Consider the following 13,141-nt stretch of genomic DNA (forward strand, 5'->3'; position numbering starts at 1 on the left):
TTCGACCAGAGCCTGCATGGCCGGGTCGTACCGGTCCTTCTGCCTGAGCTGGATCGCCAGGCATTCGGCGAGGCTACGGGCGAAAACACCTGGCGGATCAAGGCTCTGCAGGGTGGCAAGCACGCGCACGGCCTGTGCGAGGCTCGTGCCCAGCCTCTCGCCCGCCTCGACGATATCGGCCTGCAGATAACCGCAGTCGTCGAGCTGGTCGACGAAATTCTGCGCGATCAGCCGGTCGGCCATGTCAGGCAGGACGAAGGGGATCTGCTGGGCGAGATGATCGCGCAGCGACACCTGGCCGGCGACGAAATCGTCGAGATCGTAGTCGGCGCCCTCGCCGCTGCCCGGCATCGACTTCCACTGGCTGACGAGCTCCGGCGCATCGAGGCGCTGCGGGGCACCGTCGTCAGGAAAGACATTGGTGTAATTGGCGTCGAGCTCGTCGTTCAGCCGGCTGGTGCTGGCGCTGCCGCCATTGTCATACCAGTCGCTGGAGAGCGCCTCGGCGCGGTTGTCATAGCCATCGTCGGAGCCGGCATCCTCAAGCTGATGAGCATACTCTCTATCTTCGGCATCGCCGCCCGCCTCGCCGTCATTCGACGGAAATTCGAGCAGCGGGTTCTTCTCCACTTCCAGGGCGATGAACTGGTTGAGTTCGAAATGAGTCATCTGCAGCAACTGGATGGATTGCATCAGTTGCGGTGTCATCACCAGGGACTGGGTCTGGCGCAGGAAAAGATTGGCGGACAGTTTCATGATGAAGTTCCACTTAATTCTCAGGTCCATGCCTGATCATGACCTCAGGCACGGAGATCGATGCCTTCACGTGAAATCGGCACGTGCTTGGCATCATGAACCACTTGGGCCAACTTGGGCGCCCCGGCGTCAATAGCTTTCAAGAAAGCCTGCCAAATCATCGAATGAATTCCGAGGGAGAATATTCTTAATTTAGCTATTTTAGCGAGCAGTGAACTTGGTTAGGAAAGTGCATTTGTCGCGGAGCCGACGACAGTGCAGATTGTCGCAATTGTCCATATTCCTTTCGTGTTTGGTCTCAGTGTGAGGTTTCGGGTTTTCGTTGATCGGTTTCGTCCTCGGCGAGGATCCGCCAGGCGGCGCCTTGAAGGTCGTCATACTGGCCGTTCTTCAGCGACCAAAGGAATGCCAGGAGTCCTATTCCTCCCATCAGCAGCGCGATCGGTATGAGATAGATCAACATGTTCATGCGGCTTTGACCTCCGCACTCCTGCCGATCCGCCCTCGAATGTGCATATCCCGACGCTTGCCGAACGCATTTAGGCGCAGGGCGTTCGTCACGACGATGATCGAAGATGTCGACATTGCCACCGCCGCTATCAGCGGCGTCGCCAATCCGGCGATGGCGATCGGTACTGCTAGAACGTTGTAACCGATGGCGAGAGCGAAGTTCTGCCGGATGAGGCTGGCGGATCGTCGCGCAACGGCGATCGCTTCCGGAACAGCGTCAAGGCGATCGTTGAAGAAAACCAGGTCGGCAGCCTGTCTGCCGATATCGGAGGCTGTGGCCGGCGCCATCGAGACATGCGCGGCTGCAAGTGCCGGGGCGTCGTTGATCCCGTCGCCAACCATGAGCACGCGACGACCTTCGCCATTCAGCCTCTGGCATTCCTCGACCTTCTGTTTCGGCGTCAGAGAGCCCAAAGACCTGTCGATACCTAGGGCATGTGCCGTATTGTCGACGACGGTCTGCCTGTCTCCGGACACGATCAGCGTTTCAAGGCCGGCTGCATCGAGCCGGTCAATGGCCTCGCAAGCACCCGGACGAAGCGTGTCATCGAAGAAGAAGCGGGCAAGATCGACGCCATTCTTCGACAGGACCACTTCCGAGAACGGACTGTCGGTGGTGCGGGGCACGACGCTGGTTCCGCAGGCAAACGCCGCGTTGCCCAATCGATAGACATCTGCTCCGTTCCTGGCTTCCAGTCCCCCGCCGGGGATTTCCGTGACGATGTCGAAGGACATGAGGTCGGTTTCGGTGTCCCGTACCAGAGCCCGAGAAAGAGGATGCCGTGAATGCGCTGCCAATCCACGAGCGATCACGGTGGCGCTCTCGTCCATGGCGTCCACTCTGACAAGGCGCGAACTGCCGATCGTCAAGGTGCCTGTCTTGTCAAAGGCCACGGTGTCGGTCTCGGCCAGTCTTTCGAGTGCTGAGCCGTCCTTCACCATGATGCCCTTCCGGAAAAGTTTGCCCGCGGCGACGACCTGGACCACGGGTACGGCAAGACCCAATGCGCATGGGCAAGTAATGATCAGCACCGCTACGGCGACCAGCATGGCCTGTTTCCAGTCTCCGCCCAGGAGGCCCCAGGCAAGGAAGGAGACCAGCGCCAGCAGATGCACGACCGGGGAATAGAGTGTCGCAGCGCGATCGGCGATCCTGCGATAGCGAGCTCTTCCGCCCTCGGCGGCTTCCATGAGGCCGATGATCTCCGAGAGAAGCGAATCCTTGGCAATTCTTGTCGCCCGCAGCACGAGGGAGCCGGTCAGATTCATCGCCCCGGAACTCACTTCGCTGTTGCTGGCGACGGCGACCGGGCTGCTCTCGCCGGTGACGATGGAGAGGTCGACGTCACTTTCTCCGCTGACGACGATGCCATCGACGGGAACCCGTTCGCCTGCGGCTATCGAGATTTCATCCCCCGCGGCGATCTCTTCTACCGCAATGTAGCGTCGCGACCCGTCCGGATTGATCAGCAATGCTCCGCGCGGCGCCAGTCTTGCGAGTCCGTTGATCGCCGCCCGAGCCTTTTCCCGCATGACATGATCGAGGGTTCTGCCGATCAGCAGGAAGAAGAGCAGCGAGACCGAAGCGTCGAACCAGGCATGCTCGCCGTGATGGACGGTCTCCCACAATGAAACGGCATAGGAGAGCGTCACGGCGAGCGAAATCGGAACGTCCATGTTGGTGCGCCAGTGCCGCAGCGCATTCCAGGCCGATCTGAAGAAGAAGCGCCCCGCATAAACCAGCGCGGGCGCTGCTATCATCGCCGAGATCCAATGAAACATATCGCGCGTCGCGGCATCTGCGCCGGACCAGACCGATAACGAGAGCAACATGATGTTGGCAGCGGCACAACCGGAAACGCCGATCGCGAAGAGAAGCTGATTTCTTGTCTTGTCGTTCTCGGGAACGGAGAGGGTAAAGAGATGCACGCGATATCCGGCCGAGTTGATCGCTGCGAGGATCTTGGACGGATCGGTTGCGCCCGTCTCGATCTCCTCCTGGTAGACGCAGCTCACCCTTCGGGCCGTGAGATTGACTCGTGCTGTCTTGACGAAGGGAAGCGCCAACAACGCCCTTTCGATGGTCGAAATGCAGCCGCCGCAGTGGACGTCAGAAACGCTCAGGTCCAACTGGCGCAATCCTTCGCCGAGCGGCTGGCTGGCAAGGCGGACCTCTTCGGCACTGAATGATGTCGTGCTGAGGGCAAGCACGCTTTCCGCGTCCATGGTACAGCAGGTCATCGGCCTAACTCCGCGGTATCGATGCGTTTTGCCTCATGCATGACGACCACGCCGCCGTTTCGCGAGATGGCCTCGACGATCCAGTCACCGTCGGCTAAATCATGCTCCGCTTCGAACCGCCCCGCGGCTGTTTTTCTGAGCGTAAGGAGGAAGTCCTCGTGGTCTCCGACGGGACGTTTGAAATTCAGAATGACGTCGTCGATGATCGCAGGCGATCCGCTCTTGTCGTGAATATCGTAGCGGATCTCGTGCCCCTTTATGGAGAGATTGCCCTCGATGCCGGAAGCGGCCATTGCCTTCATCGCCGCCGCTTTGCGGTTGAACTCCTGACTGGCGACATAGGTGTTTTCCACGACCAGACCGCTCCAGCTGGAAGAGGCATAGAAGGCCATGGTGACGTTCACCGCGATTACCACGCCAAAGAATGCCGAGGTCGCAAGCAGCATGTGCAGGCCTGTAAAACCTTGAGCAGAGGTCTTCATTTGATGTCTCCCGGTGCATTGAACGCCGCGCGGTAGGTTGCCCGATCGGCATGATCGATATCTTCGATAACGAACAGAAATTCATTGGTCGCGGCTCCGGTAGGCTTGCGCGTAACGAAGATCTTCAGCGTCGTGGCCGCGTCGGGCTCGGCATGAACTGTAAAGCTGCGGGCGTCTTCCTTGCCTACCTCGGGAATACGCATCGTCGCCCCCTCCAGCCCGACCAGGCTTATGGTCACATCCCTGGGCTTCGGCACCATGTTCAGGATACGAAGCGTGTAACCATTCCGCAGCGAGCCGTCGCTTTCCAGAACATACTGGGGGTTTCGGTCGTGAACGACGTTGAGTTCAAGGCGCTCCCGAAAGGTGAGATGGACGAGCATGGCCACGCCGACTGCCGCCCAGGAGAGTGCGTAAAGAACGATTCTCGGACGAAAGATGATGCGCCAGTTGAAGTGCCGGATCGCCGGAACGAAAGTCCCATCATCGTTTCGAACCCTTGACGGCTGAACGGCTGTTCGCCCTACCCTGGTGGCAAGAGACATGTTGCTCGAGTATTCGCTCAGCGTGGCGTAGGCGATCAGGCCGCGAGGCTTCCCGCGCTTGTCCATACGACCGTCGCAGGCGTCGATGCAAAGCGCGCATGTGATGCACTCCATCTGCTGCCCGTTGCGAATGTCAATTCCCATCGGACACACGGCCACGCAGGCATTGCAATCGACGCAATCCCCAACCGGGATGCCCCTGGCTCGAGCGCTCTTGGGGTACCGCGACCGCTGCTCGCCCCTCCAGGCATTGTAGGTGACGACGAGAGAATTTTCGTCGAGCATCGCACCCTGGATGCGTGGCCAAGGGCACATATAGGTGCACACCTGCTCTCGCATGAGACCGCCGAGCACATAGGTGGTTGCAGTAAGGATGGCGACGGTCGTGTAGGCGGCTGCAGGAGCGTGGCCGGTGAACAGCGAAACAAGCAGGCTCGGCGCGTCGGCAAAATAAAAGATCCACGCTACCCCCGTGACTACGCCTATCAGCAGCCAGATCGAATGCTTGACGACACGCTTCCTCAGCTTGGCCAAGCTCATTGGCCTAGCGTCGAGCTTCATTCGCGCGTTTCGATCGCCTTCGAGTGCACGTTCGACGACGAGAAAAAGATCAACCCAGACGGTCTGCGGACAAGCGTAGCCGCACCAGGCGCGGCCAACGGCGGAAGTGACGAGAAACAGGCCGAGGCCTGCCATGACGAGGAGACCCGCTACATAGTAAAATTCCTGAGGCCAGATTTCGATGAAGAAAAAGAAGAAGCGCCGTGAGGAAAGGTCGATGAGGATTGCCTGGTCAGGCGCGTAAGGCCCGCGATCCCAGCGAATCCATGGCGCGAGATAGTAGATGCAGAGCGTAACCAGCATGACGATCCACTTGAACCGACGGAATCGTCCCTCTGCACGCTTGGGAAAGACCTTCTTCCGAGGAGCGTAGAGAAGCTGCCGGTTGCGACGGGCGTTGACTGGCTCGCCACTGAGCCTTTTGATGTATCGGGATCTTGGGCGGTGCGGAGGTTCATGGGGCCTATCGGACTTCATCTGCCGTTGTCCCATCTGCTGCGCATCTGCCCTTGATGCAGATCAAGAGACAAGGCCTTCCCGCGAAAGGAAAACGCCATGGAGAGAGGGCGTGGCTTTGGGGGGCTGCGGGGGAACAAGCAACCACGCTGGAACGTCCTCGACAAGGCTATTGCAACCGGCTTGTCTGCTCGTGGTCTTTGAGGCAGGTCCAACTGATGATCGACCTGCCGCTCTTTGCTAGGTCGTCCTGATTGGAAGGTGGCGGCGTGGCCTTGCCGCGTCGTGCCATAGAGATCGAAGATTTGGTTGTCGCCGTGAGCTGTCATGGTTTTTTTCCTCACGTCCCGCCGCCAAGCGAATGCACGAAAATGGTAAGTTCCTTGACGGTCGTATCGCCGAGACGCCCTGCCCAGGCAGGCATGACGCCATGCTTGGGAGCGGCCACCTGACGGATGATCGCATCCTCGCCACGTGCCTTCAGCCAGATCGCATCGGCGAGATCCGGCGCGCCCATTTCGGCTTTTCCTTTGGCATCGTCGCCGTGACATGCGGCACAGTTATCGACGAAGACCTGTTTTCCGGCCTCTGCGAGGCCGGGGTCCGACGGTGTATTGGTCAGTCCCCAGACGTAAGCCGCGACCTGCCTTGTCTGGAGGGGATCCAGAACATCGGCAAAGGGCGGCATCTCGGAAGCATGAGTGTCCGTATCCTCGTCGAAGCGAATTCCATGCGCGATCGTCGCCTGGATGGCATCCAGGTCTCCACCCCACAGCCAATCGTCGTCGTTGAGGTTCGGAAATCCCGGGCCGCCGCTTGCTCCCGAGCCATGGCAAGGCGCGCAGTTCACCTTGAATGCAGATGCGCCGCCGGCGACCGCGAATTCGCGAAGGGCAGAATCGGAATCGATCTCGTGCACCGTCTTGGCGGCGATCAGATCATGAAGCGTCCTCTGCGATGCCTTGGCCTGATCGAGGTTCTGCTGCAGCTCGGCGCGGCTGGAATAGTCCAGCATGCCCTTCGTAGCGTCGGTAATCATCGGGATCGCGGGATATGCGATCGCATAGCCCAAGGCCCAGACGATAGTGGCGTAGAAGGTCCACACCCACCAGCGGGGCATCGGATTGTTGAGTTCGCGGATGCCGTCCCATTCATGTCCGGTCGTTTCGACGCCGCTAAATTCATCGATATGTTTTTCCGACATCTCAATCATCCTTCAAGGGAATATCGGCGGCCTCTTTCGCCGTTTGGTTGCTGCCTGGGCGAAGAGTGAACACAATCGCACTGATGAAGAATGCCGCCATTGCCAGGAGCCCCCAGCTGTCGGCAAATTGTCTCATTGCAGTGTAGGTTTCCATGGATCACCTCATCGGTAACCGGTCGCGTCGTCGTAGGTCGAGAAATCGACCAACGTTCCGAGCATCTGCAGGTAGGACACCAGGGCATCCATTTCGGTCAGCGCGGCAGGATCGCCGTCGAAATCGCCGGTCTTCGCCTTCGGATAGCGGGCAAGCAGGGCCGTCGTATCTGCGTTCGGATCGGCTTGGGCCATCATGTCGGCCTCCGCGTTCGCCAGCATGTCGTCGTTATAAGGCACGCCCACGTCCTCGTTGGCCTTCAGGTCCATTCCGACGTCCTTGACCGTCACCCTCTGCTCTTTGAGGAAGGCGTAACTCGGCATGATCGACTCCGGCACCACTGCCCGAGGATAGGCGAGATGCTGGACATGCCATTCGTTGGAGTAGCGCGCGCCGACACGGGCCAGATCCGGCCCGGTTCGCTTGGATCCCCACTGGAAAGGATGGTCGTACATCGACTCGGCCGCGAGCGAGTAATGGCCGTAGCGTTCGACCTCGTCGCGGAAGGGCCTGATCATCTGGCTGTGGCAGAGGTAGCAGCCTTCGCGGATGTAGATGTTTCGTCCGGCCAGCTCGAGCGGCGTATACGGCCGCATGCCTTCCACCTTTTCAATCGTGTTCTGCAGGTAGAACAGCGGTGCGATTTCGACGATGCCGCCGATGCTCACGACGAGCAGCGAGCCGACGAGAAGAAGCGTCGCGTTCTTCTCGAGGATCTGATGTTTATCAAGTATCGATGCCATATCTCACCTCATTCGGCAGGCTGTGCTTGGGGCACGAAAGTGGTTGGGATTGCAGCTTCGTCGCGCACGTGGCCGCGGATCGTCATGAACACGTTCCAGGCCATGACGAGACCGCCCGCCAGGTAAAGCGTTCCGCCGACCGCGCGCAGCACGTAGTAGGGGAACATCGCCGCGACTGTCTCCGCGAAGGAATAGACGAGGAAGCCCTGGGAATTGTACTCGCGCCACATGAGCCCCTGCTGGATGCCGGCAACCCAAAGCACGGCGGCGTAGACAACGATCCCGAGGGTTGCGAGCCAGAAGTGCCAGTTGACCATCCGCAGGCTGTAGAGACGCTCGCGCCCCCACAGCTTCGGCGTCAGGTAGTAGATCGCCCCGAAGGTGATCATCCCGACCCAGCCGAGTGCGCCGGAATGCACGTGACCGATCGTCCATTCGGTATAGTGGCTGAGCGAATTGACGGTTTTCACAGACATCATCGGGCCTTCGAAGGTCGACATGCCATAAAAGGCAATGGCGACGACCATCATACGGATGATCGGATCGGTGCGGATCTTGTCCCAGGCGCCCGAAAGGGTCATGAGGCCGTTGATCATGCCGCCCCAGGAGGGCATCCAGAGCATGATCGAGAAGACCATGCCGAGCGTCTGGGCCCAGTCGGGCAGTGCCGTGTAGTGCAGATGATGCGGGCCGGCCCAGATGTACATGAAGATCAGCGCCCAGAAGTGGATGATCGAAAGCCGGTATGAATAGACCGGGCGGTTGGCCTGCTTCGGCACGAAATAATACATCATTCCCAGGAAGCCGGCGGTGAGGAAGAAGCCGACGGCGTTGTGGCCGTACCACCATTGGGTCAGCGCGTCCTGGACGCCCGAGAAGGCAGAATAGCTCTTGGAGCCGAGGAATGATGCCGGAACCGCAAGGTTGTTGACCACGTGCAGCATGGCGATGGTGATGATGAAGGCAAGGTAGAACCAGTTTGCCACATAGATGTGTGGCTCTTTGCGCTTCAGGATCGTTCCAAGATACACTGCTAGGTAGGCTACCCAAACGATGGTCAGCCAGAGGTCGACGTACCACTCAGGTTCGGCATATTCACGGCCTTGAGTGATTCCAAGAACGTATCCGGTCGCAGCCATCACGATAAAAAGCTGGTAGCCCCAGAATACGAACCAAGCCAGGTTGCCGCCGAAAAGACGCGCGCGACAGGTGCGTTGCACGACGTAGAACGACGTCATGATGAGCGCATTGCCGCCAAAGGCGAAGATAACCGCCGACGTGTGCACGGGCCGCAGTCTTCCGAAATTGAGATAAGGGGCGATGTTGAGGTCAGGAAAGGCCAGTTGCAGCGCGATGATCACGCCAACCAGAAAGCCAACCACGCCCCAAAACACCGTGGCGATCAAGCCATACCGTATCACCTCGTCGAAATAGCCGGACTTATCGACGTTACGCTGTCGGCCTGCCGGCGAAAATTCAACCTTGCTGACCATCAGCACAGCCCCCATAACGAGGCAGAGGCAAAGTATGCCCATATGAACCGCAAAGAGATGATCATGCGCGAATGCGGCTAGTAGCAGCGCTAGAAACGCCGCGACCGCGATCACCATCGTTTCCGTTGTGTAATTCATGATGTCGTCCCCAGTACGCCGACGACCGCTTCGCGGCCGTCTTTCTCGCCAGGACTGTCATGAAGCCACAAATTTCTCCTTGATCCACATCAACGCGAGGACAGAAAGACGGAACGACGCTGCGGTCATAAGTACAAAGGCTTTAATCCGCTGACACGCGCTGACTATTCCACCGTCAAGTCCACGTCTCGTCCATTGTTGCCCGTGGGCAAGCCCACTCGGAGAGCCGACATACGATTTCGACACGCTGAATGAAGGGACGTTGGCCTTTGAAGTCCCAACAGGAGAGCCAAGAATTTTTTGCAAGCCTCGACCGGGATATGAGTGGTCGAATGCGACCCGAATTTTCGAATGCGGGAGCCATGTAGTTAGCCATGCGTCCACCTGAGCTCGAGCCTCGTCCGCCGTTGCAGCTTTCTCATTTGCTGCAACTCCGATGACTTCAACTTCAATGTCGCTGTATTTCTTCTGCAGCGATCCCAGGCGAGCCAGCGCCCGCCCGCAAGGTCCGCAGGTAGTCGAAACGAAGTCGAGGATGTATATCTTGCCGAGCTGGAAGTTGGAAAGCGGTTACGCCGCGTAGCCAGTCCAGCGCTTCGATCGACGGAGCTGGAGCGCCAGCACCCAAAGTGTTTACCCCCGCTTCGTGCCAGAAATCATCGCGTTGTGACAGACATCAAGTCGAGCCGATTTGATTTCCGTCAATCTTGGGCCCGAAACATCAATAGCGACAAAAAACTAGACCGCGCCTAGCACACTCCTGAACCCCGCATCACAAATGATTGTCGGGTGAGATCGATGCCAAATCAGGATGACAACAAGGGCTTTATCCCCTCGTGATAGAGACCCTATCGGTAACAACCAACGTGCGGCAATGCGGGGTTGATTCTTCATTTCGATTAATATTCGAACCGCTCCAGCATCCTCCTCAACAGTGCATTCTGCATTTGAAGCTTGCGCGCCAACTGGTCTCGGAGAAGGCTGATCTCTTCATCAAGATTGATTGCATCGTCAGAAGCGGTAGAAACATTTGAAGACGGTCGAAGAACGACTGCACTCATTTTCGCCTTCTTGCCGCGCTTTCGCGTCTGACCTTCGCCAAGACGAAAGACCCTAGGTGCGGCATGCGCGGCTGTATCAGCCTCATCGGACAAAGCCGGATCAGGCGCTTCCACGGGCCTCGCGCCATCGATATCTACGCGAACATCAACAGAGCTTGCCGTTTCTTCCGAATAATCCGGAACCGCTAGAACCGCTGCGGAATGACCGTGAGGAACTGGCTTTTTGTCGGCCGGACCGTCTGTGGCGTCCAATTCGTTATTGGCTGCTCTTTCAGTCGGCTTGGCGATAGCCAATACGTCCGGCTTCACGCCATCTGTCGAGCCGTGTTCTTGTCTCTGCTGGCGTCGCGGGGACACCAGCCGGGCAAGAAGTTTCCATGGAGACGCCATTTGTTTAACCTCGAATTCTACCCCGTGTGCAACTGCGAGAAAAAGCGTTGGCGGCAGAACGAACTGCCGCCATGATCTTGACTTCAATAAGCATGAGAATGCGGCCAGCGCTTGGCCGTCTGCTGCCGATCAACCGAGGTTGAGCCGCTTTCGTAGATCGGCATTTTCTGCACGGAGCTTCTCGGCCAGCAGCTTGCGCAGTCTCTGGTTTTCCTCTTCCAGCTGCAGAAGATCCGCAAACTCATCAACTGCAGCCACCGACGGTGCGGTCGCTGTCTGCACCGCCCTTGGAGCACGTTTGACAGGCGCACGTCTGGCACTTGTCGCACCTTCGTCAGACTTTGCTTTGCGTCCTCTCTTCTGCTTTCCGGCGGTGGCATTCGAAGCCGCTGCCGGTTGCACAGAAACGGCTACTGAAGCAGTTTCAGGCACTGCCTTCTTGGCGCGAGGTTTGCGCACTTTTTTCGGTACATCGGGCGCCGCGGCGGCCGGCGTGTCGGCATTGATCATCGTAGCGTTTTCGTCGGCCATTGTGGTCTCCTGTAAAGCCGATGCATTTGTCTCCTGCCCGATCGGCAGTGTCAATAACGGTCCAGCTTGTTCTTCTCGGGCTACAAGCAACTCGCTGCTTCTTGCCTCAGGAGTTAATGACATAAATGGCATTGCCTCGTCCTGCAGATCTTGAGCAACCGACTTGAGATCTGTGTCTCCCCAAATCGAGTTCGGTTTGGAATTGAGTTTTCGCCGACCTGATTTGTACTCGACGGCAAAGCTGCGCTGTACTTTTTTCAATTTAAGAAGCCTCGGTGTCTCGGTAATTTTTCAGCGACGTCTTCAGCATCGCAACAAGCCTGCAAATAATCACTATCGCGCCGGCTGTGTCCACAACGGCCTGCGAATTTCACATGCTGTCGCTCTTCAGCCCGAGCGACCTGATGCGCAGGTACAACACGATATCACGGGCCCTACGGGGTCCACGCAAATTGTCGAAGCCATTTCTGCGGGAGTGGATGGCGGTTATGCGGCAGGGTTCCCCGGTGACGCGGCTGAGGCAGCTCATTTGCGAGATAAGGCGGTTGACCTGACCGAGGGTATCAGTTTCTAAATTGCCGCCCAGGACAATCTCTCCGATACAATGGGTGACACCAGAGCAGAGGAGGAGTTGCCGAACCCTTCGCGCAATCCACCGATGATAGAAGCACGACGATCGAGGGCCTAGACCACTTGGTTGCGTTGAGCGACTTTGTCCTCAATCTGTAGCACGGCAGCGGGGGATGGCGTTTGTGTGTCTTTAAGCCGGGGTGAGAGTGCTGCGACTCAACCGTATTTTGGAGACAGGAGTTAGATGTTTAGTCCCGGCATTTGATGGAGCGGATCGAGGGTAAAGCGTTCGGACTGTGAAGCCCATGCCTTGCAGATGAACTCGTAGCGTGTGAGGCCCTTAAGGGTCTTGAGCCTGCGGCCAAAGTTATAAGCGGCGACGAAGTCGGCGAGGTGCTGACGACGTTGATCGTGGCTGCGATCGCTTCTTTGATCAGCGACACAGCCGAGCCGCCAGCGCCGGGTGTGGTGAACTGGATGCCGTTGTTGGTGAGCACGGTGTGGATCTTGTAGGGGACGGCAGCAATCAAGCGTAGGAGGAACTCGCGCGAGACGGCGGTGGTAGCCTTCTCGTGCAGTTCGACGAAGGCAAACTTCGAGGTGCGATCGATGGCGACAAACATGTGCAGCTTGCCCTGTTCGGTGCGCACCTCGGCAATGTCAATGTGGAAATAGCCGATAGGGTGGCTCTTGAACTTGTTCTTCGCCGGCTTGTCGCCATCGACATCCGGCAGGCGGCCGATGCCGTGACGCTGCAGGCAACGATGCAGCGAAGACCGCGTAAGATGCGGGATTGTCGGCTGCAGTGCATAGAGGCAGTCATCGAGCGGCAGCAGCGTATATCGGCGAAAGGCAACGATAACGGCCTTCTCCTCGACGTAGAGCACCGTCGATCTCGGCTCTTTCGGGCCGGTCGGAAGGTCCGCAACCGAGGACCGCTACCGCCACTTGGCGACGGTCTTCTGATTGTTCCCGTAACGCTTCGACGCGTTCTCAGGCTCTCTTGACTATGTTATATCGCTCGACGGATTGCCTCTGTCGTCGTGGCGCTCCCATGAAGAACCTGGCCTATAGCGCATCCCTTGATTCGGAAGACAAGGATGCCCCATCAAAGCCTGGGATCAAATATCTAGGTGATGAGAAATTGCGATTACGCTCGGACATTTCGATGAGCAGCGCACAGTGTAGGAACCGAGCTTTTTGGTTTCGCTAGGAATCAGACGTCACACTATCTAAACCGCGGCGGCTGCAAAGGGCAGATGGAGAAAACATCATCCTAAATTAGCCTGCGAATTGCCATGAACGT

The 13,141-nt window shown here is 58.1% G+C and carries 10 protein-coding genes and 2 pseudogenes; all 12 read right to left on the minus strand.

Annotated features, from left to right (window positions below):
- A partial coding sequence (locus HFO71_RS34430; protein ID WP_446686521.1) for an RNA polymerase factor sigma-54 occupies positions 1–756 on the minus strand: 756 nt, incomplete at its 3' end.
- Between the two features lie 298 nt (positions 757–1,054).
- Positions 1,055–1,225: a cbb3-type cytochrome oxidase assembly protein CcoS gene (gene ccoS, locus HFO71_RS34435; protein WP_168257799.1), complete on the minus strand. Its 171-nt coding sequence runs from the start codon at positions 1,223–1,225 to the stop codon at positions 1,055–1,057.
- Complete coding sequence (locus tag HFO71_RS34440; protein ID WP_221978013.1) at positions 1,222–3,507, minus strand: cation-translocating P-type ATPase; 2,286 nt, start codon at positions 3,505–3,507, stop codon at positions 1,222–1,224. The genes ccoS and HFO71_RS34440 overlap by 4 nt, the downstream gene beginning before the upstream one ends.
- Positions 3,504–3,989, minus strand: a complete 486-nt coding sequence (locus HFO71_RS34445; protein WP_221978014.1) for a FixH family protein — start codon at positions 3,987–3,989, stop codon at positions 3,504–3,506. The genes HFO71_RS34440 and HFO71_RS34445 overlap by 4 nt, the downstream gene beginning before the upstream one ends.
- Positions 3,986–5,553, minus strand: a pseudogene (gene ccoG, locus HFO71_RS34450) (cytochrome c oxidase accessory protein CcoG). Before ccoG ends, HFO71_RS34445 begins: the two are co-directional and overlap by 4 nt.
- A 338-nt stretch (positions 5,554–5,891) precedes the next feature.
- Positions 5,892–6,755 carry a cytochrome-c oxidase, cbb3-type subunit III gene (gene ccoP, locus HFO71_RS34455; RefSeq protein ID WP_221978016.1) on the minus strand — a complete coding sequence of 288 codons (864 nt, stop codon included), beginning with the start codon at positions 6,753–6,755 and terminating at the stop codon, positions 5,892–5,894.
- A gap of 1 nt (position 6,756) precedes the next feature.
- Positions 6,757–6,909, minus strand: a complete 153-nt coding sequence (locus HFO71_RS34460) for a cbb3-type cytochrome c oxidase subunit 3 (RefSeq protein ID WP_131702567.1) — start codon at positions 6,907–6,909, stop codon at positions 6,757–6,759.
- Positions 6,910–6,917: 8 nt separating this feature from the next.
- Entirely contained in the window at positions 6,918–7,652 is a 735-nt protein-coding gene (gene ccoO, locus HFO71_RS34465; protein WP_168277100.1) for a cytochrome-c oxidase, cbb3-type subunit II, read from the minus strand.
- A gap of 8 nt (positions 7,653–7,660) precedes the next feature.
- Positions 7,661–9,283, minus strand: coding sequence for a cytochrome-c oxidase, cbb3-type subunit I (ccoN, locus tag HFO71_RS34470; protein ID WP_168257805.1), 1,623 nt, complete (start codon positions 9,281–9,283; stop codon positions 7,661–7,663).
- An 899-nt stretch (positions 9,284–10,182) separates the two neighbouring features.
- Positions 10,183–10,734: a hypothetical protein gene (locus HFO71_RS34480; protein WP_168257806.1), complete on the minus strand. Its 552-nt coding sequence runs from the start codon at positions 10,732–10,734 to the stop codon at positions 10,183–10,185.
- A gap of 129 nt (positions 10,735–10,863) precedes the next feature.
- Positions 10,864–11,526 carry a transcriptional regulator gene (locus tag HFO71_RS34485; RefSeq protein WP_131702563.1) on the minus strand — a complete coding sequence of 221 codons (663 nt, stop codon included), beginning with the start codon at positions 11,524–11,526 and terminating at the stop codon, positions 10,864–10,866.
- Between the two features lie 549 nt (positions 11,527–12,075).
- Positions 12,076–12,907: pseudogene (locus HFO71_RS34490) on the minus strand (DDE-type integrase/transposase/recombinase).
- Positions 12,908–13,141 lie beyond the last annotated feature (234 nt).

The organism is Rhizobium laguerreae (genome assembly GCF_019778565.1).
Lineage (GTDB): Bacteria > Pseudomonadota > Alphaproteobacteria > Rhizobiales > Rhizobiaceae > Rhizobium > Rhizobium laguerreae.